The organism is Ktedonobacter sp. SOSP1-85, from assembly GCF_016587415.1.
Taxonomy (GTDB): domain Bacteria; phylum Chloroflexota; class Ktedonobacteria; order Ktedonobacterales; family Ktedonobacteraceae; genus Ktedonobacter.
Window position 1 is genome coordinate 2,227,233 of sequence record NZ_BNJI01000002.1, and the last position, 21,954, is coordinate 2,249,186.

At 53.9% G+C, this 21,954-nt stretch carries 18 protein-coding genes; 10 read left to right on the forward strand and 8 right to left on the reverse strand.

Annotated features, from left to right (window positions below):
- The first annotated feature begins 147 nt into the window (after positions 1 to 147).
- The 3 genes from KTE_RS37680 (at position 148) to KTE_RS37690 (ending at position 2,604) form a co-directional block, all read left to right on the forward strand.
- Complete coding sequence (locus KTE_RS37680) at positions 148 to 387, forward strand: hypothetical protein (RefSeq protein WP_236600872.1); 240 nt, start codon at positions 148 to 150, stop codon at positions 385 to 387.
- Positions 388 to 423: 36 nt separating this feature from the next.
- Positions 424 to 1,185, forward strand: coding sequence for a DUF4386 domain-containing protein (locus KTE_RS37685; RefSeq protein WP_201390896.1), 762 nt, complete (start codon positions 424 to 426; stop codon positions 1,183 to 1,185).
- Between the two features lie 825 nt (positions 1,186 to 2,010).
- Positions 2,011 to 2,604, forward strand: a complete 594-nt coding sequence (locus tag KTE_RS37690; protein ID WP_201390898.1) for a DinB family protein — start codon at positions 2,011 to 2,013, stop codon at positions 2,602 to 2,604.
- 398 nt (positions 2,605 to 3,002) lie between these two features.
- Here KTE_RS37690 and KTE_RS37695 read toward each other — a convergent pair whose 3' ends face one another.
- Positions 3,003 to 3,668: a LysE family translocator gene (locus tag KTE_RS37695; RefSeq protein WP_201390900.1), complete on the reverse strand. Its 666-nt coding sequence runs from the start codon at positions 3,666 to 3,668 to the stop codon at positions 3,003 to 3,005.
- A gap of 225 nt (positions 3,669 to 3,893) precedes the next feature.
- Entirely contained in the window at positions 3,894 to 4,874 is a 981-nt protein-coding gene (locus KTE_RS37700) for an aldo/keto reductase (RefSeq protein ID WP_201390902.1), read from the reverse strand.
- Positions 4,875 to 5,951: 1,077 nt separating this feature from the next.
- On the opposite strand from KTE_RS37700, the gene KTE_RS37705 reads away from it, so the two are divergent.
- Together KTE_RS37705 and KTE_RS37710 are read left to right on the forward strand one after the other, a co-directional pair.
- Entirely contained in the window at positions 5,952 to 6,995 is a 1,044-nt protein-coding gene (locus tag KTE_RS37705) for a sensor histidine kinase KdpD (protein ID WP_201390904.1), read from the forward strand.
- 154 nt (positions 6,996 to 7,149) lie between these two features.
- Positions 7,150 to 8,379 carry an RNA-guided endonuclease TnpB family protein gene (locus KTE_RS37710; RefSeq protein ID WP_201390906.1) on the forward strand — a complete coding sequence of 410 codons (1,230 nt, stop codon included), beginning with the start codon at positions 7,150 to 7,152 and terminating at the stop codon, positions 8,377 to 8,379.
- 54 nt (positions 8,380 to 8,433) lie between these two features.
- On the opposite strand, the gene KTE_RS37715 is transcribed toward KTE_RS37710, so the two are convergent.
- From KTE_RS37715 to rhaI, 5 genes are all read right to left on the reverse strand, one after another.
- Positions 8,434 to 9,279 carry a metallophosphoesterase gene (locus KTE_RS37715; protein WP_201390908.1) on the reverse strand — a complete coding sequence of 282 codons (846 nt, stop codon included), beginning with the start codon at positions 9,277 to 9,279 and terminating at the stop codon, positions 8,434 to 8,436.
- Positions 9,280 to 9,476: 197 nt separating this feature from the next.
- On the reverse strand, positions 9,477 to 9,740 hold the full coding sequence (locus KTE_RS37720) for a hypothetical protein (RefSeq protein WP_236600873.1): 264 nt from the start codon (positions 9,738 to 9,740) through the stop codon (positions 9,477 to 9,479).
- 123 nt (positions 9,741 to 9,863) lie between these two features.
- Positions 9,864 to 11,342 carry a rhamnulokinase family protein gene (locus KTE_RS37725; RefSeq protein ID WP_201390912.1) on the reverse strand — a complete coding sequence of 493 codons (1,479 nt, stop codon included), beginning with the start codon at positions 11,340 to 11,342 and terminating at the stop codon, positions 9,864 to 9,866.
- A 16-nt stretch (positions 11,343 to 11,358) separates the two neighbouring features.
- Positions 11,359 to 13,449, reverse strand: coding sequence for a bifunctional aldolase/short-chain dehydrogenase (locus KTE_RS37730; RefSeq protein WP_201390914.1), 2,091 nt, complete (start codon positions 13,447 to 13,449; stop codon positions 11,359 to 11,361).
- Positions 13,450 to 13,527: 78 nt separating this feature from the next.
- The gene (gene rhaI, locus KTE_RS37735) at positions 13,528 to 14,751 is read right to left on the reverse strand and encodes an L-rhamnose isomerase (protein ID WP_201390916.1); all 1,224 of its coding nucleotides are present in this window, start codon (positions 14,749 to 14,751) and stop codon (positions 13,528 to 13,530) included.
- Positions 14,752 to 15,126: 375 nt separating this feature from the next.
- Between rhaI and KTE_RS37740 the strand changes: the two genes are divergently transcribed.
- The 3 genes from KTE_RS37740 (at position 15,127) to KTE_RS37750 (ending at position 18,580) form a co-directional block, all read left to right on the forward strand.
- Complete coding sequence (locus KTE_RS37740) at positions 15,127 to 15,384, forward strand: hypothetical protein (protein ID WP_201390918.1); 258 nt, start codon at positions 15,127 to 15,129, stop codon at positions 15,382 to 15,384.
- A gap of 647 nt (positions 15,385 to 16,031) precedes the next feature.
- A complete protein-coding gene (locus KTE_RS37745) occupies positions 16,032 to 17,054 on the forward strand; it encodes a hypothetical protein (protein WP_201390920.1) in 1,023 nt (340 codons plus the stop codon).
- 500 nt (positions 17,055 to 17,554) lie between these two features.
- On the forward strand, positions 17,555 to 18,580 hold the full coding sequence (locus KTE_RS37750; protein WP_201390922.1) for a substrate-binding domain-containing protein: 1,026 nt from the start codon (positions 17,555 to 17,557) through the stop codon (positions 18,578 to 18,580).
- 18 nt (positions 18,581 to 18,598) lie between these two features.
- Here the strand turns inward: KTE_RS37750 and KTE_RS37755 are convergent, their stop codons facing one another.
- A complete protein-coding gene (locus tag KTE_RS37755) occupies positions 18,599 to 19,357 on the reverse strand; it encodes a DUF72 domain-containing protein (RefSeq protein ID WP_201390924.1) in 759 nt (252 codons plus the stop codon).
- Positions 19,358 to 19,661: 304 nt separating this feature from the next.
- Between KTE_RS37755 and KTE_RS37760 the strand changes: the two genes are divergently transcribed.
- Both KTE_RS37760 and KTE_RS37765 read left to right on the forward strand, forming a co-directional pair.
- Positions 19,662 to 21,614 (forward strand): RiPP maturation radical SAM C-methyltransferase, encoded by a 1,953-nt coding sequence (locus KTE_RS37760; RefSeq protein ID WP_201390926.1) that lies wholly within the window; start codon positions 19,662 to 19,664, stop codon positions 21,612 to 21,614.
- 86 nt (positions 21,615 to 21,700) lie between these two features.
- The gene (locus tag KTE_RS37765) at positions 21,701 to 21,883 is read left to right on the forward strand and encodes a hypothetical protein (RefSeq protein WP_201390928.1); all 183 of its coding nucleotides are present in this window, start codon (positions 21,701 to 21,703) and stop codon (positions 21,881 to 21,883) included.
- Positions 21,884 to 21,954 lie beyond the last annotated feature (71 nt).

Below are 21,954 nucleotides of genomic sequence, written 5' to 3' on the forward strand. Positions count from 1 at the left end.
GTTCTTAACATATACACATCTATTCTTAGGCAACACAGGAAAACCGGAAAGGAGAGGGTAGACCCCGCCACCCATGCGCCTGAAAAGGACTCGGCATTCCTCCCCGCGCATGAATGCGGGGACTCCTGCCTCGATTCGATGAGAAAAATGCACGAGTCACAACATTACGAGATTCGCATCAAGGGACACCTTGAGAACCAATGGGCCGACTGGTTTTCTGGCCTGACCATCACGCGAGAAGACCGGGGCGAGACGGTGTTAACCGGCCCAGTCGATCAGGCCGCGTTGCATAGCTTGCTGAGAAGAGTGCGTGATCTAGGCATGCCATTGCTCTCGGTCATTCGCGTTGAACCCGAACCGGCAGACCTGCCGGACATCAAACATTGACACATATCACTCTTATTCAAAAAAGGAGACAAATACATGACTACCACCGAGCAAACCACGCAGACTCCAAAATCAAAGCGCATCGTCAGTGCCAACCAGCGCAGGGCAGAAATCGTGATTGCGGCCCTTTTCCTGGTGACCGCGGCTGCCAGTATCCCCGGAGCTTTTGTCCTGGATTCGATTCTGAACGCCTCCAACTATCTGGCCCAGGTTTTTCCGAACAAGGGGGCCGTCGAATTGGGGACCCTGATGTGGTCGATCAACAACATCGGGATCGTCTTCATCGCGGTGTTTGCGTTTCCCTTGCTCAGAAAACTCGATGAAGCCCTGGCGGTCGGGTACCTGGCTTCCCGGATCGTCGAGGGCACCATCATGATGGTCGGCATCGCCGCGACCTTGCTGCTGATCCCGTTGAGCCAGGAGTTCCTCAAGGCTGGTGCCCCCCAAGGCTCGTGGTTTCTGACTCTTGGCGACGTCCTCAAGCAGGCGAAATTCCTTGGCCTGACCGGGCTCTCTTTGCCGATGCTCGGGCTGGGTGGATTGCTCTTTACCTGGATGTTGTTCCGGTTCCGACTCGTTCCGCGAGGTATCTCTGTGGTTGGTTTGATCGGCTACGCCGTGGTGTTGTTCGGGAGCATCGCCGGCTGGTTCGGTCTGATCGACGTGGCACCGGGAGGCAACGGGACGATCTTTGCCCTTCCCGTCGCAACGTTCGAGATTATCCTTCTCCCCTTCTGGCTGTTGTTCAGGGGCTTCAAGACACCGGAAGCCCCCGAGCGCATCGTCGCCGCGAAGTGAACGCTACCGTAGCCGGCGGCCATGAGAGGGGCCGCCGGTGCGGAGTGCCTCCTTGCTGATAAAGTATACTGAAAAGGATCGAGACCAGAATTTGACACATATTCTGGAACTCCGTCAGCTTTGATAGTCTCTGGCTGCTTGCTCGTCTCCAAGAACCAGGATATGAATCAATTTGCCATAGGGCAAGTATTTTGCTGGTCCGTCCGTGTCATGTGCCTGGGTACCTCTCCTCTACCGATCCAAGCGTCCCGAATCGGATTCGCCAGTTCGCCAACCCATCCTTGACAGGATTATCTCTCTCCCTGTATACTCGTGAAGTAATCACACGTTTTTTGGGGAGGTTTTGACATCTATGCCAGTGTGCTGCTAACTCCATCCTGTTTCCTGTTCAAACAGTGAAACAGACGTTACCATTCTTGCTTTCATCTATCGCGTGTCTCTCATCAGGCATGAGCGCTCAGCCGTTCTACGCCTGGAATGCCGCAGGGCATGATTCCTGCTCGACGGCCCTTCTGGCTTTGCCAAAGCGAGACGGCGCATAGTGAGAACGCAAGCATTTGATGGTGCTCAGAGATATGGAGAAGCGTGCGGCAAAGAGGTGTCAGGCATGGAACTCCGGCGAACGCATCGCTGATGTTCCCCATCCACCATACCATTGGCAGATGGATGCCATCTTTTCCCCTGTCGTGGCAGCCGCATATTTGATCATTGTGCAAGCGATGACCTGCTCTCTCTCCTCCCTCTGGTCTCTCCCATCGTGTCCTTGCGCGTGTTGATACAATCGTACTGTTTTTTCTCGAAGACAAAAAGCAAGGAATACCTATCATGACAGAACATCAGCTTTCACTCCTCCCCTTCTACGCGGGTTGGGGTAGCTACCAGCAGCGTCTGGTCGCGGCCATCGCGCCCCTTACCGGAGAGCAGCTTGCCTTGCGCACCACGCCGCAACACTGGTCGATTGGCATGTATGTGACGCATATTGTCGCAAATCGCGCCTGGTGGTTCCACGCGCGAATGGGCGAGGGGAGCGCTGATCTGACTTCCCTCGAATTATGGGCTCTAGGAGTCTGTGAGGGGAACGTGGATCCATGCCACCCGGCGGCAGAACTGGTTGCCGGACTTGAGAAGACCTGGCAGATGATCGAGGAGACGCTTGCCCGCCTGACCCCTGCTGATCTTGAGCAGGTCGTCCCGCCTCTAGATGATGCGGAACGTGTGCGGCACGCGAAACTGGTGGAGCCTGCGCTCCAGCCATACGCTCAGATGTGGGTGGAGGCAGCACGTCAGGCGAAAGTAGTGAGACCCGCGGTTTCGCTCCAGTCGATCATCTGGGGTGTGCTCGAACATGACATCCATCACGGCAGCGAAATCTCCACCACTCTCGGCGTCCACGGCCTGCCAGTCGTCGAGTTGGATTAAGAACAGGAACGTCTTCAGTTCTCCTCTCTCTCATAGGTGGATATGTTGAAATGATGTGGTCGTCTCAGCGACAGGGACGCCCCTGTCGCTGAAGCGACATTCCATGCTCACATGGACAAGAAAAAGGGGAAAGACTGGACAAAGTATTCTGTGAATGAGTGATCTCGAACACCAGGAGAGTTCTACAGATGATGCCTCGCCGTAACATGCTTGACACATACATCAAGCATGTTACGGCGAGGTGTGATGAGAAGCACGTGCGAAATATCAGAGAACCGAGGCATTTCAAGACAAGGTATCGCACGCCACAACTCGATCTGGGGCAACCTCACGAAGTGGAATGGCACCCCGTCAAGCGGCTCCCTGACTGCGCTCCAAGACACAGGAAAAAGGGTGAATTATCTTTCCGTGAATACCAGCTTGACCGCTAGTGCGCCAAAGGCAGCAGCAAAACTGCGTCGCAGCCAGAGCATAACGCGTGGACGCGTGAGCACATGATCGCGCATGGCAGAGGCAAAAATGCCGTAAGCTGAGAAGACCACAAACGTCACCAGCATAAATACCCCCGATAACTCTATCATGCGCAAAAGCGGCTGTGCTTCCTGCGCATTGACAAACTGGGGCAGGAACGCCACAAAAAAGATGGAGAGTTTGGGGTTGAGGATATTGATGAGAATGCCTTCAATGATAATGCGTAGGTGAGACCGCTTGACCTCTTTGCGATCAACCTGCAATGCACCTTTTTCCTGCAGTGAACGCCACGCCATAAAGAGCAGGTATGCTACGCCAACGTATTTGACCGCATTGAATGCAAGGGCACTGGTATGCAGGATAGCCCCAAGCCCGAGTAGTGCTGCAGCCAGGTGCGGCACGATGCCGAGCGTGCAGGCAAAGGCCGCTACGATGCTGGCACGAGCACCACGTGAAAGCCCGGCAGTGATGGTATAATCCCAAGACTGAGACGATGTTTCCCTCAAGGATGAGACATGGCGTTCAAGGGTTAGATATCCTGTCTCTGTTCCATGCTGCTGATGGTTCGTATGTCTCTGGAGGCCGCGTATCATTGCGGCGAACAAATCGTTTGGTTCAGGATATGCTCATTTACAAGGTGTCGATTGAGAACCACCATGTTCAAACATTTGGCCTTCCTCAGCCTTTTCTAGGAAACTAATTGTAGGTATTGAGGATGATGAGCGTTTGCACTGCTAGTAACAGGAGGATGAAAACAACTCCATAAGCTCCGATTACGCTCGGTGAGAAGACCTCTCTTTCTGCCTCATCCAGCTATCTCATCCAAGCAGTTCTTCGATCTGGCGCATCTGGGCCTCGTTCAGTGCCCCGAACTGTATCGCTGTTGCGTTCTCATCTACCTGTTTGACAGTCTTAAAGCCAGGAATAGGGATAGTATGCCCGCTGCGCGCCCATAGCCAGCCCAGTGCACCCTGTGCCAGCGTACGGCCACCACTCGTCAGGACCTCGCGAACCTGGTCTAGTCGCTGCAACAGTCCTGGTAAGCGTTCGCTACTGAGGTAATTCCATGAAAGCTCAGACAGTCGAATATCTTCTCGTCCTATCTGCTCTCTTGAGGTATATTTCCCGGTCAACACGCCCATCGCCAGGGGACCTCTGTTGATACTCGCCAGATTGTGTTCCTCGCACACTGCTAAGATGGCGGGATTGTCCTCAAAGACATTGAGCGTATGCTGAATGGCCGTACAATGCGGCCCCTGGGCGAAAAGGCGCGCGCGTTCTGGATCGTCCGTGCTCCACCCATAATAGCGAATTTTTCCCTCCGCCACGAGTTGTTCCATCTCTTCACGCACCTCTACGGCCCCCTCAAGATCATAGTCATTAAAATGGAGTTGATAGAGGTCGATATAGTCTGTTTGCAGGCGGCGTAAACTCCCTTCGCAGGCTCGACGAATGCCTGATCGAGGATCATCCAGGCCGCCGGTAATTCTGCGTGTTTCTTCGTCGAACTGGTCCCCGACCTTGGTGGCAATCAGCACGTTTGCGCGCCGCTTTCCTAGCGCCTGGCCAAGGATACGTTCGCTATGCCCACAGCCATAGACCCCGGCCGTATCAAACAGGGTCACGCCCAGGTCGAGCGCCCTCTGAATAGCTTGAATAGACTCCACATCGTCTACTTCGCCATACCCGCACGCCAGGTCACCCGCCCAGAATGGCCCACCAATCGCCCAGCAGCCCATACCCAGCGCACTCACTTCGATGCCGCTTCTTCCAAGCGTTCGTGTCATTACTGTACTCATTCTGTTTCCTCCTCCGATCACAATATGGTTTGCCTCTATCAGGCATGCCCCATCATACCTGACCGCCACCCTGCCACACATTCCCCAAAAGGAGGAAATCTTCCGCGACTTTGCTCCCCGAAAATTACCAAACATCCCCCGATTTACCAAACACCTGGAAATTACGATAATTACATGGGCGTATTGTTAAAAAACTTGAGGGGTTTCCCACCGAAAGTGACCAAGACCCTCAAAACCTGCTCACTTGTCGCCTTACTTACCAGCAACGGCATACGTGAAACTTGTAGCCAGTGAAGCAGTAAGGCCTACTCGCGAGAGTGAGAATTCCCTGGCTTTATTTACGGGATCTTGATGTTCCGATTGATGGCGAGGTAAGGAAGCGGTTTTGGCGTTGATCAGTTTATGACTGCGTCATTAGATCTCCCGCTTCTGGGTACACCTGCCATTCAGTCAAGGGGAGCCTGATTTTCTGTTTGTAGGAACTTTGCTATAGCGTCAAGGCACGGTTGACGCTCCTTCATGAATGAGAAGAGATGTCCACCCTCAAAAGCGATCATTTGCGAGCCTCGTATTCCGACATGCATCTCCTGAGCTAATGGGCAGGGATCGAAGACGTGGGATTGCTGCTTGACGCCGAGGGCATTGAGAACCAGCGTATCAATAGGCCCGAGGATCTCGCGAACGCGCGAAACCATTTGTTTGCGAGAGAGGATCAGCTTGTTGTGGTTGATGTTGTTGCGGTTTTCTTGGGGCGTAGAGTGATAAAAGGAGGATGCACCCTCTACTTAATGAGAAATCCTCTCACGAGAAACTATCGCATGCTTCTCAGTGTGTCGGCTGGGGCACACTGTCTGGAAGTTGAAGGCTACACTCTTCTCGTGCAAGAATGCTATGAGGCAAGAGGTGATGAGTAGAAGCATGATACGTATGAGAAGAGTAAACCGATATCTTCGGCGCCATGGGACCAATACTCAACGGTTGGCCATCAGGAAGGGAAGGTGGCACCAGCCTTTTGTCGGTTATGGAGTTGGGCTCGTTCTTGTCCTTCTTGCCGGACTTGTGAACCACCTTCTCAAAATGCCACACTTTATCTGGACGCCTTTTTGTCTGGTTGCTGTCATTGTCGGATTTATGTGGGGTGTTGGTCCCGCATTGGTTACCATGACTATAGGGTTCTTTGTCTTCAGCATCTTTGTCGTTCCTCAATATAACTTATTTGCCTTGAGTATTTGGTATGATTTCACTCTCCTCATCCCCTTTGTGTTTGCGCAAATTGCGATTGCTTTTCTTGCGGCTCAACATCAAGTGCAATACAAACGTGCCCTTGTCGCAAAACAAGAGGCACATGCGTACGCGCAGGAACTGGCAGCCGCTAATCAGCAGCTTGAGCGCGCGAACCGTCTCAAGGACCATTTTCTCATCCGGGCAGCCCATGAATTGAGGACCCCGCTTACCACGATACTTGGAGAGGCGCAACTCGCCCTGCGTCGCCTGAACAAAGGAGAAGGTGCAGCGACAGAGCCGCTCGTATGGAAGAAGCATTTTGAAAAAATTCTCGCGCGAGCATTCGCTTTGCACGCCTTGATGGAGGAAGTGATTCACCTGAGCAGTTTCCGGTCAGGAGACATTCAATTACGGCTGAGCCCATGCGATTTTGGTAACCTCTGTCGTGAAGTCATCGAGGATCAGCGCGCCTTCTCAAAGCGCACGATTACATTTATATGCCCACCAATCCCTCTCATTCTGCAAGCCGATTGCGAACGACTTTCCCAGGTCGTCATTAACGTTGTCAGAAACGCCATTCAGTACTCGCCAGAACATACTGCGATCAAGGTCTCTCTGAGTGTAGAACCTCCCAATGTGCTTCTCCAGGTCCAGAATGAGGGGCCTGTATTTACTCGAGAGCAGCAGGAGCAGCTTTTCGAACCTTTTTATCGTACGCCTTCCGCCGAAGCCACAAACAGAGAAGGGTGGGGGCTTGGCCTCACGATCTGTAAAGAGATCATTGAGCGACATGGTGGACGCATATGGATAACCTCTTCTGAAGCGCAGGGAATCATTTGTTCTGTGCAGATTCCTTTTCAAGCACGCCAGGATATGTCGCATGTACCCTGTGATTGATTTCTGTCTTGTGTGTAAGTGTTGGAACTAGTTTCTCAAAAAGACGACATGTGTTGCTCTTTCTTGTCATCTCGCCTCTCGTTTCTCTTGCGGTTCTCGAACAGATGTGCTATACTCCTTTCGAACATGAAGAGTCAAAGGAGGCATGTGAGGCATGCAACTGGTTGAGCAACATTTCATCCGCAAAACCGATCCCCGCTATGGCTGCATTGATCGGGCCGCCTTCGCGTCAAAACACCTGTACAACCAGGCGACCTATCACATCCGCCAAGCCTTCTTCCAGGATGGAACCTTTCTCCCCCACGCGGAGATCTATCATCGTCTCAAGCATCTCGAATGCTACCAAGCCCTTCCTTGCAAAGTCTCCAACTCCATTTTGATCCAGATCGACACGAACTGGAAGGCGTTTCGCAAGGGCCTGCAGGCGTGGCGCGAGCACCCCGAACGGTTTACCGGCAGGCCTCACCTCCCACGCTACAAACACAAAGAAACGGGCCGCAATCTCCTCATCTACGACAAGCAAGCTCTCGGCAAACGAGCCTTCAAAAAGACGGGCAAGCTGGTGCCGTCGGGACTGCCTATTGAGATCGACACTGCCGTCAGCTGGGAGGCCCTTGACCAGGTGCGCATCGTGCCGCGTACCGATGGCTACATAGTCGAAGTCGTCTACCAACAAGAGGTCACCCCAGCCCAGGTCGATCCCACCTTGGTTGCGGCTTTGGATCTGGGAGTGGACACCCTGGCTGCCTGTACGAGCACCAAGCCCGGGTTCCAGCCCATGCTCATCACTGGTCGCCCGCTCAAAAGCATCAACCAGTTCTATAACAAACGGCGTGCCCACCTCCAATGTCACCTTTCCAAAGCCAACCGCTTCACCTCGCCCCGACTCGATCAGATCACGGCGAAGCGTCATCGCCGCGTGCAGGCCTACCTGCACACGGCAAGCCGTCGGATCATCGATCACCTGGTCGAGGAGGGCATCGGCACCCTGGTGATAGGCAAGAATCCTCTCTGGAAACAGCAGGTGAACCTGGGGCGAAAAAACAATCAGAGCTTCGTGCAGATCCCGCACGCTCGCTTCATCGAGATGCTCACCTACAAGGCGAAGCTTGTGGGCATCGAGGTAATCGTGATTGAGGAGAGTTATACCAGCAAGGCCTCGTTCCTGGACCTCGACATGCTTCCCACCTATGACCCACAGCGGAGCGAGAAACCGAGCTTCAGTGGCAAACGCGAGCGGCGTGGTTTGTATCGGGCGGCCAATGGGAGACGAATCCACGCTGATGTCAATGCGAGCTATAACATTGTGCGCAAAGCATTCCCCGACTCCTTCGGGCAGGGGATAGAGGCCGTGGCAGTAAGGCCCTGGCGGCTTGCCGTCTAAACACGACTCATGCTGATGTCTTCATTTGTCTTGAGTTTTGATACTGTAAAGGCTTTAGCGTGGGGAACTTTCGGTTAGGGATGGGAGGAGCTGGCGCAGGTATCCCTGAATACCTTTCTCTCTGTTCCACTGTTGCGGATAACCAAGCGAAACCTCTTCAAAGTGCACACCATCTACAACATCAGTACGAGGGATGTGTAAGTGTCCATAGATGACCATCGCCGTCGGAAAACGCTTATGCCAATCATGGGTACGCCGTGTTCCACACCAGAGAGAGAAGCGTGGAATACGCTTAAGGCGCACAAGGGGCTCATAAAGGGGAAAATGGTTGATCAGGATCAGGGGTGTGGTAGGCTCTACTAATTGAAGACGCCTTTCGGTATATGCACAGCGTGCCGCGCACCACGCCGCTCTGGAGGGATAGGGGTCGGGGTGGAGTAGATACTCGTCAGAACAGAGGATATCGGCCTCAAGCGCCCATTCGAGCGCCTTCTCTTCGGGAATCTCGGCTGGCCGAAAGCTATAGTCATAGAGAAGAAAAAGTGGCGCAAGCAGGTATGGAGTCCCGGCTCCGGGCCATTGCACATAGGGATCTTCGGGGGTCAGCACTCCATAGCTTCTACAAATGGAGACCAGGGCAGCATATTTGGCGTCACCACGCAAGTTGTCGGAGGATGTTTTTTGAGATGGGATAGTCCATAGATCATGATTGCCAGGAACCCAGATAACCTGGGCGAAACGTCTGGTCAACAGAGACAGGGCATAACGCAGATGATCTAAGGTCTCACCGACATCACCAGCCAGAATCAGCCAATCGTCCGGGTAATAAGGAAGTTCCTCCAGCGCCTGCCTATTGGTGGCATGCCCAATGTGTAAGTCACTAATCGCGTAGAGTTTCATCGTCTTATTCTACCAGAGCGGCACCCAAAAGTCTCTATTTTTGCTAATGCCAGCAGGGCTTCCCAATTCTAGGCATCATGAGCATGTTCCTCTTGCTCTGCCAGGGGAAGCTGGTGTCAACCTCCGAAAACAGCACGCCACACAAACACAGCTATCTTCTCGCGGCGAGCGCTATTCGAAGAGGAGGAGAGGGATGGTTAGAGGCTATCGTCGGGGAGATCCAAGCCGAAGTCAGCGATATGATAGAGGCCATCGGGAGAGCGTTCAACCACGCAATAGGGCTCGAGGGGAGGGAGATCGTGGGTGGGCTGCTCCTGTGCGAGCCAGGCCGCGAGGGCCTCAGGTAGGTCCGGCATCTGGCCGTGAAGCCAGGTGAGGAAGGCAAGGGCCTGTTCTGGAGTCAGGCGGACGACGCGCCCATCTGAGAGTTGTATGTCATGCGTGTTGTCTATGGGGTTCACCTGCTTTCTTCGTGCTGTTGAGAAGACCTGGTGGCTCTGCATGCTCTATAGAGAGTATACCGCACAATGCGTGTTTTTTGTGGAGAGCAAGAAAAAAACGCGTGTTTTCTCTTTTCTGAACACTCAATGAGTACCAGTCAACGTGCGGAACTGTCCTGCGGCTTCTTGCCAGGCTTCATGCTGGGCAGCCTGTGGCTCAAAGAGACGGGTAGCGGTGCGTTGGGCCACCGTGCGCACCTCTTCCAGGCTCTGGAGATCTCCCAGGCCTACTAGCTGCATCAGGGCATTGCCGTACGCAGTTGCTTCGTGTGGTCCAGCGATCACAGGTATTCCAAGCGCATTAGCCAGCCACTGATTCAACCAGGCGTTGCGGGCACCTCCACCAAGAACATGAACACCCTTGATGTCTTTGCCTGTCAGAGCACCCATCTGCCGAAACACCTCGCAATAGCGTAAGACCAGGCTCTCCAGAATGCAGCGGGCAAAGGCCGCTGGGGTCTGAAGCGGTTCTTGCCCATGTTCCTGGAGATACGCGTTCATGGTGGCTGGCATGTTCATCGGAGCGAGAAAGCGCGGATCGTCTGGATCAACCAGAGCAGCAAAGGCTGGTACTCCTGCCACATCGGTCAATAAGGTTTCATAATCCATTGTATGCCCATCTCGCGCCCACTGGCGTTGGCATTCCTGCAAGAGCCAGAGCCCCATCACGTTTTTGAGGAAACGCGTGGTGCCAAACACGCCCCCTTCATTCGTATAATTGGCGGCCAGCACCTCTGGATTGATCAGAGGTTGAGGTAGTTCGACCCCAACGAGCGACCAGGTTCCCGAACTGATGTACCCCCAACCATCCGGAGAGGAGACTGGCGCAGCCGCAATGGCCGACCCAGTGTCATGAGTCGCAGGAGCGATGACCAACGCGGAACCCAGATCATCCTGCCATTCTGCGAGAACCGGACCAAGGGGTGTGCCCGGCTCAACCACTGGAGGAAGCATGCTTGTAGGAAGACCCAGTTGCGTCAGAAGATCCACGTCCCATACTCCCGCCACCGCGTCCCAGCATTGTGTCGTCGAAGCGTTTGTGCGCTCACTCATCATTGATCCGCTTAGCCAGTTATGAAACAGATCTGGAATCATGAGGAGGCGGTGAGCCTGGGCAAGGGCACCTGGTTGCTGATACTCGTGTGCCGTGAGTTGGAACAGGGTGTTAAAGGGCAGAAACTGAATGCCGGTGCGGGCATAGATGCGCTCGCGTGGGATAAGGGCACAGACCTGTTCCATAATGGTTGACGTGCGTTGATCACGATACTGAAACGGCAAACCGAGTAAGAATCCGTTGCGATCCACCAGCCCATAATCGATCCCCCAGGTATCGACCCCGATGCTGTCCAATGATCCAGCCCGTTGGCGAGCTTTGCGCAGCCCTGCCAGGGTCTCGTCCCAGAGGCCAGGAATATTCCAGAAACGATGTCCATGGATGGTGACCGGTCGGTTGGCAAAGCGATGCACCTCTTCCAGGAGGAGCTTCTTGCCATTGAAGCGTCCCAGGATGACGCGCCCACTCTCGGCACCAAGATCAACCGCTGCGACGTTGCGTGTGGTCATACATGTCTCTCCTCTCTTAGCGCGGATATGCGGCAGAGACGCCTCCATCGACGTTGAGCATATTGCCGGTGCTCTTACTGGAGCGCGTTGGCGAGGCAAAGAACGCTACTGCTTCCGCAATATCTGCGGGCAAAATATTGACGCCAAGCGTGGTTCGTTTGCGATAGACCTCTTCCAACTGGTCAGGCGCAACTCCATAGGTCGCCGCTCGCTCCTCTCGCCAGGAGCTTCCCCAGATGCGCGAGCCGGAAAGCACTGCATCAGGATTGACCGTGTTGACGCGAATGCCGAACTGGCCTCCTTCTTCGGCAAGACAGCGTGCCAAGTGGGCCTCGGCTGCTTTAGCAGTCGAATAGGCGGCAGCATTTTTGCCCGCGACCAACGCGTTCTTACTGGCAACGAAAACGAGACTGCCTCCACATCCCTGTTGCTGCAACAGCTGGAAACCAGCGCGCGCCACCAGAAAATAGCCAGTCGCGAGCACATTCCAGTTCTTGTTCCACTCGGCCAGGCTGGTTTCGGTGAGAGGCGCACTGGAGGCAAGCCCCGCGTTATTGACGATGATATCGATGCCACCGAAGGTCAGGGCTGCCCGTTCAAAGGCTGCCTGCACACTCCCCTCGTTGGTCACATCCATTCTGACAGCGAGCGCTCGCCCCGCACCGTACTGCTGATTAAGAGCGGTGGCCAGTTGTTCCGCGCCAGCAAGATCGATATCGGTGGCCACGATATGTGCTCCATCCTGCGCGACGCGCCGGCAGATGGCCGAGCCAATCCCGCCAGCTGCACCAGTTACCAGTACCACGCGTCGCGCAAACTCGCGCTCAGGGGGAGCGAGCTTGAGTTTATACTGCTCCAGTGGCCAGTACTCGACCGCATAGCTTTCCGCGTCCGAAAGCGAAATAAAACCGCCACAGGCTTCAGCCCCACGCATTACGGCAATGGCGCGATGATAGAGTTGCGCTGAGACATCCGCTAGAGCCATATCTTTGCCCGTGGTAAACATACCGACGCCGGGAAGCAGAATCACGCGAGGATGCGGATCACTTGCTGCATCTGCTTCACGAATGACCGGGAGGGAGGCATCAGGATCAAGGTCCTGGCTGAGGTTCTCTGCAAGATACTGGCGATAACGGGTCACATAGGCCGCGATCCCGGCCTCCACTGCTTTAGCCAGGGTTTCACGGCCCTGTTCGGGAGTCCACTCGACCAGCAAGGGCCAGGGTTTGGTATGGACCAGGTGATCCGGGCAGGCCGCGCCAATGGTGGTCAGGCGAGGAGCATCCTGGCTGGACACGAAGGTGAGCACATCTTCGTCATCTTCAAACCGCAGGATCTGGTGTTTGTCCACAGAGACCAATCCACGTAGCGTCGGCGCGATCTGCGAGGCAATGGACCTCCGTTCTTCTGTTGGGAGAGAGGGGACACGCAGGCCACCAAAGAGCGGTCGTTGTGCTTCTGAGATTCGATTTTCCACAAATGCACGCGCACGGGCAATGGTCGAGCATGTAGAGGCGTAGCACTCCTCGTCGGTCTCGCCCCAGGTGATCAATCCGTGTTTGGCCAGGATGACTAACTTGGCCTCTGGATGTGCACGCACGGCCAGGGCAACCTCGCGAGCCAGCCCGAAGCCAGGGCGACGGTAAGGTATCCAGAGCAGATCCTCGCCAAAGCATGCGCGAGCAAGCTCTTCTCCATTGGCAGCACAGGCAAAATAATTGGTCGCGTCCGCGTGGGTATGGTCAATATGGGCGAAGGGCAAAAACGCGTGTAAGAGCGTTTCGATAGAGGGGCGTGGGCGACCAGGATCGAAGAAGCAGTGTCCCAGGTACGCGACCATCTCGGCATCGCTCATCTGCTCGCGCTCAAGTAAGGGCAGCAAATCATCCAGATACAGACCAGTAAACGATGCTTCAGTACAGCTTGCTAGGTCCGAGCCAGAGCCTTTGACCCACAGAATACGGGCCGTTTGGCCGCGAAAATCTCGTTCGTCCGCTTTGGCAGAAGTGTTGCCGCCGCCCCAGTTGCAGACGGAACGATCAGCTCCCAGACGACGTGACCGCTCGACGAGTTGGGCCAGGGTGGACGAGAAAAGCAAAGATGCCATAATCAATTCCTCGGGTCTTTTAAACAGAAGTAATAAAGCACTATCTTCTCAGGAAACGAGAGTCGGTTGCGCACCGGCTTATGCACCGGGATAGCCACTTACGCTTTCGCCCAGCGTGCGCTCACGAGCTACTTGCTCAGCGTAGCCACTGGAGCGGAAGGCCGCAATGGGATCGGGATCGAGTCCCTGACGCACACGGACCTCTGCGAGTAGCGGGCGCACATCGGTTTCATACGCAGCCTGGAGCACGCGATATGCACCCAGTACGTCGCCGCTCTCCTGCGCCTGCTGCAAGGCCACATGATCGACCAGCAGCGCTTTCGCATAGGCCGTCTGGATATGGAGGACACTCTGAATCATCGCTTCAATCTTGGGCTCGATATTGTGCGATTGATCGATCATATACGCAATGCGACTGGCATTGGCATTGTTCTCGTGCTGCGCACCAACAATCTCATGGAAAATACAAAAGAGTTCAAAGGGGTTGAGTGATCCAGCAATCAGATCATCATCGGCGTACTTGCGGTCATTGAAATGAAACCCACCCAGGCGATCCTCATCCAGCAACTGCGCGACAATCTGCGCGATGTTGGTTCCCTGGGGATGATGGCCGGTATCCACGAGCACCTCGGCGTTTCGTCCCAATTTCTGCGCCATGAGGAGCGACGTTCCCCAATCAGGCAGATCCGTCGAGTAAAAGGCTGGCTCGAAAAACTTGTACTCAATCAAGAGACGCATCTTGTCAGGCAAGGCGGCATAGATGGTCTGGAGCGAATCGAGGAGACGATGGCGACGGTGGCGCAGGTCATCCTGGCCGGGATAGTTGGTACCGTCAGCCAGCCATAGGCTGACCACATTCGAGTCTATGTTTTGCGCGATCTCAATGCAGGAGAGCACATGCGCAATCGCCTGGGTCCGCACTCCCTTGTCGAAATGACTGAGACTCCCAAAACGATAAGCATGGTCCTGGAAGAGATTAGGATTGACCGCACCCAGGCGCAAACCCAGATGCTCGGCATACGCCTTGATCTCTTGCCAGTCATCAACCTGGTCCCAGGGAATATGCAGCGCGACCGTTGGGCAACAGCCAATGACGCGCTGAACCTGGGCAGCGTCAGCCAGCTTCTCGCGCAGGTCGCGCGCCGCCCCTGGCCAGGGAAACACTTTGAAACGCGTTCCCGAATTGCTGTAGCCCCATGAAGGGGTCTCGATGGAAAATGTCTGTATGTGCGCGATCACCTGTTCAATGTCAGTGCCCTGTCGAGCCAGTGTCGCACGTATCTGTTCAAAGTGTTCGGCCATAGCTTTGCTCCTCCTCTTCATCGAAATCCAGATGCAGCATCCCTCTGAGAACGAGTGGAAACGTTCTGAAAGCCCAATCAGCAGAAAACAAAAACTGAATTAGTTCGTTTGAAACGTTTCAATTAGTATAGGAGATGATGTACGCTCTTGTCAAGAGCGTACAAGAGGAGGCATTGTCCGTCATCTTTTTGCAAAGGCCCCATCACCTTCACACTACAGTTGCACTTGTTGGAAGGGAGAGAAAGATCAGCTCGCAACCCAGCTCAGCAAATTAGAGCGTCGGCAGGCGAGAGCCGTAAACCGACCGCATTGTCCGACGAAGCGGAAGGAGGAAAGAGCAGGTTTGGCCCTCATATGTGAGCACTTACAAGAGTCATGAGCACCGAGAGGAACGTGCCTGGGAAAACCGCTCCCCATCTGGGTCCTTCTCTTGATCCCTCATCAATTGGCCGACTTGGGGAAGAACAGAAAATCAAGAAAGCCATCAGGATCATTGTACTCCTCCACCAGTTTCATGGTAAGATGTACGGCTGGGGAACGATGTCCTTCCGCTTTTTCCTCGTGCCTGAAGAAGAGAAACAGGAAAAGCAATCAAAAGCCACTCTCTCCCTTGTGACACTCCGCCGCAACTGAAGTCGCGCGGCTTCTTTTGCCTCTCCTCTGTACGCGATGTGCTGAGAAATGTAGCGTGGCTACGACTCGGCGTACATCGTAGTGGAGGAGGAAAAGCTGAGAGGATGCATCCATCCATGCATGGTCTCTCTTGCGCGGTGCCAGGCGCGTTGTTACTCTCATGCCTTTCGATAAGGGAGAGATGGCCCACAACTCTCGTTTTCGGCGTCCTGGAGAGAAGCAACACCCGCCTCTTTCGAGGCTCACTCCTGGGGAACGTACCCACCAGGTCGGAGGCTTTTCCTTAGCGCTATTCGTTCGGTGACGTGACACTTCCTAAAGCCGTGGATTGGATACCCGTGCCTTCGCACGTCGAAATAGCTGAGGCAGTGGGAAACGCGGTAACGTTTTTACGCATGGCCCTTCGCCATGCAACCCGTACGTTATTCAGTTCTCAAGGTACTACTGATCAATTCTTTTCGCGTACAGAAAAAACGGAAGGGCAAGGGCTAAAGCCGCAAACGCCTAACCACGGGATGAATCCCCGTGGCTTGCGGCGGGCTGAAGCCCTTTTCTGTCAAGGGAAAGGAAGGACAGATGATCACGAGACCCGTTTGGTAGGTCTCCAACTCGTTGGGATTTTTTCCATTGACACTAAAGGAGTTAAGATGACTCGCACCACGCGCCCACGACCAGTCGATATCGCAGCCGTGTTCCCAGAACTGGCACCGCTCGCACGCACCACGACACGGTTGCACCCGCGTCTGGGCACGCCGACGCCCCAGGAAAGCTCGGTCGGCGGCCCGCTGCTGTGGCCCATCGATGACCCGTGGCCCTACTGTGACGGGCGACAACACGATCCAGACTGGGGGCCGTTGACCACCCTGGCCGATGTCCGGCTGCTACGGGACACGTTGACCGCTGCCTGGAAGCGGCCCAGAGATCCTGGTGTCAACCTCCTCACGTCGGAGGAAGACGCCATCATCAAACGCATTCAAGCTGGGCATAGCTGGACCCATGAGCCGATTGCAATGATACCCGTGGCGCAACTCTACGCACGCGACATCCCCGACCTGCACCCGCCTCTTGGCTACGATCTGCTTCAGGTGCTGTGGTGCCCGTTTGATCACCCTGAGGAGGAGCTGCCCAAGGTGAAGCTGGTGTGGCGTTCCTCCTGCACAGTCACTGCCTTGCTCTCCAACCCGCCACAACCCGTTGTGGTGCAGTCCAAGGACTATGTCCCCGAGCCTTGTGTCGTCCATCCTGAACAGGTCATCGAATACCCTGCCCTCTCTGATCTCGATGAGGTTCTGCGCGAGCAGATCCAGGCATGGGAAAAGCGTGAGAAGACAATTGCCGATGTAGGAAGCTTTGCCTATTCATTTGAGCTGTCCGTGGCACCCGGCTGGAAGGTCGGAGGCTGGACATCCTTTAGCTTCCGAGATGCCGAGCCAGCGATCTGTCCCTGCGGGACTCAGATGCAACCCCTGTTGAGGATCGATTCCACCGAGTGGGACGGGGGCAGTGGCAACTGGATTCCCATCGAGGACCAGGCCCTCGATAGCAATCCTGGTAGCAGCTACACCCACCCATGGGAGCCGGTAATGGTCACCATCGGCCGCGGTTACACCATGCAGATCTATACCTGCCCCGCATCGGTTGATCATCCGCCCGTCGCCTGGATGCAATGATCCTCTGGCTCACCTGCCTGCAGACGAGAGAGAAGAGGAGCCGGGAAAGACCGGACAAGGGATCGACGTGCCAAAGAAAGGCCTCTTGGGCAGCATTGACGGCTACGAGAGAGCAGGAGGTAGGTGCAAAGGCGATTTATCACAGTGATACAGGGTGGGGATGAACCACACCATCACGATGTGGCATGCCATGGGATATTGCCCATCATAGCGAAATACATACTATATCGTATTTGTGCGATAAATCGCCTTGCGCGTGATAAATCGGGCGCCTATAGTGAGGAGGTCCATGCCTTTGGTCAGGCGATCTTATCACTATAGGCGCCTGGTCATATGAATATGCAAAAATTTGACGCACACCCGCTTCCATCCAGCCCCTTTTCGGTCGGCCTTCGGCCTGCTATACTACAGAACACCAATGAAACGTTTCACTGGAAATGACGCAACATGCAGAGGGGGATGAGATATGCTCTTCTCAAGAGCGGGGAAAAGAAAAGCGCATGGTAAGTATTCGTGATGTTGCCGAAAAGGCGGGAGTATCGTTGGGAACGGTCTCCAATGTGCTCAATCGCCCGGAGATCGTCGCAGAGACAACACGGCAGCGTGTGCAGGCAGCAATCAAGGAACTGGGATTTGTGCGCAATGCCCCAGCACATCAATTGCGGGCTGGGAGCAGTCGCTACCTCGGCCTGGTAGTTCTAGATGTAACCAATCCTTTTTTTACCGAAGTGGCGCGTGGTGTCGAAGACGCGGCAAATGAGGCTGGCTACATCGTCATCCTCTGCAATTCAGATGCTTCGTTGGAGAAAGAGCGCAGCTATCTGCATATGCTCGAAGAGCAGCGAATTGCAGGAGTCTTGATTACTCCGGCCAGCAATGACCTGAGCTATCTCCAACGCTTGCACCAGCAGGATATCGCCGTGGTGCTCCTTGATCGACCAGACCAGACGCAGAGCCTTTGCTCAGTTGCTGTTGATGATCGACAAGGAGGAGCACTGGCCACAAACCATCTGCTGGAACGTGGACACCGATGTATCGCCTTTGTGAGTGGTCCGCTCAGTATTCGTCAGTGTGAAGAGCGGCGAGAGGGCATGTATCAGGCGATCAAAACAGCAGGCCTTGATCCCAACCAGGTGATAGTTGAGATTTCTGTCGGAACGCAGAATACTCGTGCTGGCGAGCAAAGCGTGGAGACATTATTGCACCATGAGCGCAAGCCAACGGCTGTCTTTTGTGCCAATGATTTACTGGCGCTTGGCGTGATGCGCGGCTTGCTCCAGCGTGGCATCCAGATTCCCAACGAGATGGCCCTGATCGGCTATGATGATATCGAATTTGCCAGTGCCCTTTCGCCTGCGCTGTCCTCCATTCGTCAACCGAAATACCTGCTGGGACGAACGGCGACAGAACTCCTCCTGGACGAGATGGCAAATCGTGAAAAACATCAGCATCAACACATCATCTACCAGCCAGAACTGATTATACGGACCTCGACCTTCCTGATGAAAAACGAGTCTGCGTTCTGACAAGAAAAGGGGTGCATTTCAGCTGGGTGAGGCGGCGAGTGATCCTAGCATTTCGCGCAGTCGTAGCGCGTTATGGATGGCGTATGCCTCAGGATCATTGTTGAAATAGGCATAGATTTCTCGTCCCTGTTCCGCATCGTGTGCGAGTCGTTTGGCCCAGGCGGACAGCTCATCGTCACTAAGACCAATGCCGTTGGCCCCTGCGTGAAAACGCACGTATCCAAATGATCCCAGGGGAGGAAGGTCGAGGGGCGTCGGGAGCATTCCACCAATCGCTATGGCTAGCGTAGCGTTGCTGGTAGGTGTAAATAGCGGCGCTATCCTGGTCGCCATATCTGCTGCGAACCAGGAGACATCGCGGACCTCAATAGCTACCTGAAGCTTGTGTGGAAGCTGGCTGAGAAATTGTTCCAGGCGCTCCGGATTGGCATGCCAGTGAGGAGGGAGCTGAAAAAGGAATGGCCCCAACTGTTCTCCCAGTCCCTCGGCGGCAGTGAGGAGGCGGTTTATCCCTTCTTCTGCGTTCAGAAGCTTTTTCATATGCGTAAGGTAGCGACTACCCTTGACCGCGAAGCGGAACCTGGGATGCGAACGTGTTTGCTCACTCCACGCATGAAACTGCTCGTATGTGGGCAGACGGTAAAAACTTCGATTAATCTCGACTGTGGGAAAGTGCTGGGTGTAGTATGCCAGGTGCTCGCGCACGGGTAGATGTGTTGGATAGAAGCGCCCAATCCAGTGCGGATAGATCCAACCTGATGTGCCAATCCAGATCATAAGTCCATCCTCCGGAATTGTCCTGGTAAAGGTGTTTCTCTTCATTGCGGATCATAGGGTACACGAGGCAGGAGGGTGATTGGTCGCATCGTTCTTGATTACAAGATGGCGCGCGTGTGTCATGGATGGTTTCCAGAGAACCCAAAAATGCCCATAAAACCACAACTGATCTGTGAATTGCAAATGCTATACTCTTTTCATGCAAACGCCAGACGCACTTCGTGGAAGTTGCAGAATTCCTAATTTATTTAGGTTAAAACTGCATAAAGCGTGAAGAGATGCTTTTTAGCAAGAGGAGAGATTCATGCGGATTGGTGAACAAGTTCTTTTTATGAGCATGCCATTTGCTTCGAGCCGGCGTCCTTCTCTTGGACTGAGCCTTCTTCAAGCAAAGCTTCAAGAATCTTCTATCACCTCTTTTATTTGGTACCCCTTTCTCCCCTTTGTTCCCAAAGTAGGAACAAAATTCTATGAAGAGATTGCCGATGGCAAATACCCCTCTAACTACTTGCTTGGTGAATGGATCTTTGCTCCCTGGTTGATGAGTGATCCACAGAATTCCTCGTGGGACAGTGAGTATGATGAAAAGTATTTACAGTATCTACAACAGCCCAAGGACTGGTTGGATGTTCTCTATTCCAGGGGTATTGCTCAGGAAGATGCCGATACTGTGAGGCATGTGCGTCAGCTCATACCTGCTTTTTTTGAAGATACTCTCAATGCTATCGAGTGGGATGAGATACAGTTTGTAGGCTTCACCAGCGTATTTCAGCAGCATGTCGCCTCCCTTGCATTTGCACGCATATTAAAAGAACGCTATCCGCACCTCACGATTGTCTTTGGTGGAGCAAATGTTGAAGGCCCAATGGGCCGTGGCCTATTACGGTCATTCCCTTGGGTTGATGCCGTTGTCTCAGGTGAGGGGGAAAATATAATTATCCCTCTGGTAAAGGCCGTCCTTAATAAGGAAGATTATGTCCATGTACCAGGAGTATGGACCAGGCGAACCGTTGCATCAGCCCAGGTTCCAGCGGTAAAAATGGATGAGCTGCCGTATCCCATCTTCGACGATTTTTTTTCACAGCATAATGCTGACGAGATCAAGGATAGTGTCTCGCCTTCTATTATGGTAGAGACCTCTCGTGGATGCTGGTGGGGGCAACGCTCGCACTGTACCTTCTGTGGACTCAATGGCTTGAATATGGCCTTCCGGAGTAAAAGTCCAGAGCGAGCCTTACGGGAAATCACGGAATTGTGGGACCGCTATGCGGATCGAGCAGCGAATGTGCTTGCCGTTGATAACATCCTCGACTACCGCTATATCAATACGCTTCTGCCACAGCTTGCACAACACCCCAAGCGGTTTAGCTTATTTTATGAAACCAAAGCGAATCTCAAGAAGCAGCAAATCGCGAACTTCGCAGAGGCCCATATAGACCGTGTTCAACCTGGTATCGAAAGTCTGTCCACCCATGTACTCAAAGTGATGCGTAAAGGCGTTTCAGCACTGAATAACGTGCAGATGCTCAAGTGGTGCCACGAGTATGGAATCACGCCTTACTGGAATATTCTCTGGGGATTTCCTGGCGAACAACCAGAAGATTATGCCCAGGCCAATGAATGGGCCAAGCGTATCTTCCATCTGCGTCCACCTGTCGCCTTTGCTCCAGTTCGGCTCGATCGTTTCAGCCCGCTGTTCAATGAAGCCCAGGAGTTTGGTATTAAAGATATCAAGCCAACATTGGCTTATGAACATATCTTTCCTGGATTATCACCACAGGAGCGTTTCGACCTGGCCTACTTCTTTGATTATGATTATCAAGAAAAACCGGGAAGCGGTTATACAACGGACCTTATTCAAACGGTCAGGCAATGGACGCACGCGCATAGCAGCGCTACCCTCTTCTATTGCCCCGTTGGTACCCACACCTTGCTCGTTGACACGCGAACGGAACAACACCTCTGGCTGCTTGACCAGGAGTACCTGGCATTGCTTGACGCGCTTGATGCGATTGCCATCAAAAGCGACCTGGCCGGGCATTTGAATATGGATCCAGAAATGCTCTCCATGATGCTCCAAACCCTCGACGAGCACCAGTGGATCATCCAGGAAGAGAATAGGGTGCTTGGTCTCGCTATTCGTCTGGGGAGATACCAACCGTCAGGTCAAGCGCAGCGCCTCCTGGCCTCCATATTTGACGGCACAGGGCAAGCGACCGTCGCTGGTCACATTAGAACTCCAGTCGCAGTCTCATAAGAAAATATTAGACTCTAGACCTGAATTGTGTACAGCAGGTAATCAGGATGTACTCAATCAGGACACAAAAATTGGAGGATATTGCAATGGCAGACGAACAGAAACCAGAAGGCGAAGCGAAGCGCATTACCCTCGACCCTTCAAAGTTTACGATCAGCGAGGATGGAAAGGTCATTTTGACCGCGCCAGAATTTGCTGATGCATTGCGCGCTGCGGCAGACGACGATGAGAATAGCGGCCATGGGGTTGGTGTTGCGGTAATCTGGTAGTTTTCAACAACACAGGAACTTTCAGGAACACCCATCGAGTGACAAACTCATGATGAGCATCAATGGATCAC

Excerpts from the sequence above, each read along its gene's own strand:
- KTE_RS37740 (WP_201390918.1), top strand. The coding sequence starts at position 15,127 with ATGAGCACCGAGAGGAACGTGCCTGGGAAAACCGCTCCCCATCTGGGT.
- KTE_RS37680 (WP_236600872.1), top strand. The coding sequence starts at position 148 with ATGCACGAGTCACAACATTACGAGATTCGCATCAAGGGACACCTTGAG.
- KTE_RS37745 (WP_201390920.1), top strand. The coding sequence starts at position 16,032 with ATGACTCGCACCACGCGCCCACGACCAGTCGATATCGCAGCCGTGTTC.
- KTE_RS37715 (WP_201390908.1), bottom strand. The coding sequence starts at position 9,279 with ATGAAACTCTACGCGATTAGTGACTTACACATTGGGCATGCCACCAAT.
- KTE_RS37685 (WP_201390896.1), top strand. The coding sequence starts at position 424 with ATGACTACCACCGAGCAAACCACGCAGACTCCAAAATCAAAGCGCATC.
- KTE_RS37765 (WP_201390928.1), top strand. The coding sequence starts at position 21,701 with ATGGCAGACGAACAGAAACCAGAAGGCGAAGCGAAGCGCATTACCCTC.
- KTE_RS37710 (WP_201390906.1), top strand. The coding sequence starts at position 7,150 with ATGCAACTGGTTGAGCAACATTTCATCCGCAAAACCGATCCCCGCTAT.
- KTE_RS37730 (WP_201390914.1), bottom strand. The coding sequence starts at position 13,449 with ATGGCATCTTTGCTTTTCTCGTCCACCCTGGCCCAACTCGTCGAGCGG.
- KTE_RS37690 (WP_201390898.1), top strand. The coding sequence starts at position 2,011 with ATGACAGAACATCAGCTTTCACTCCTCCCCTTCTACGCGGGTTGGGGT.
- KTE_RS37725 (WP_201390912.1), bottom strand. The coding sequence starts at position 11,342 with ATGACCACACGCAACGTCGCAGCGGTTGATCTTGGTGCCGAGAGTGGG.
- KTE_RS37760 (WP_201390926.1), top strand. The coding sequence starts at position 19,662 with ATGCGGATTGGTGAACAAGTTCTTTTTATGAGCATGCCATTTGCTTCG.
- KTE_RS37700 (WP_201390902.1), bottom strand. The coding sequence starts at position 4,874 with ATGAGTACAGTAATGACACGAACGCTTGGAAGAAGCGGCATCGAAGTG.
- KTE_RS37705 (WP_201390904.1), top strand. The coding sequence starts at position 5,952 with ATGCCACACTTTATCTGGACGCCTTTTTGTCTGGTTGCTGTCATTGTC.
- rhaI (WP_201390916.1), bottom strand. The coding sequence starts at position 14,751 with ATGGCCGAACACTTTGAACAGATACGTGCGACACTGGCTCGACAGGGC.
- KTE_RS37750 (WP_201390922.1), top strand. The coding sequence starts at position 17,555 with ATGGTAAGTATTCGTGATGTTGCCGAAAAGGCGGGAGTATCGTTGGGA.
- KTE_RS37695 (WP_201390900.1), bottom strand. The coding sequence starts at position 3,668 with ATGATACGCGGCCTCCAGAGACATACGAACCATCAGCAGCATGGAACA.
- KTE_RS37755 (WP_201390924.1), bottom strand. The coding sequence starts at position 19,357 with ATGATCTGGATTGGCACATCAGGTTGGATCTATCCGCACTGGATTGGG.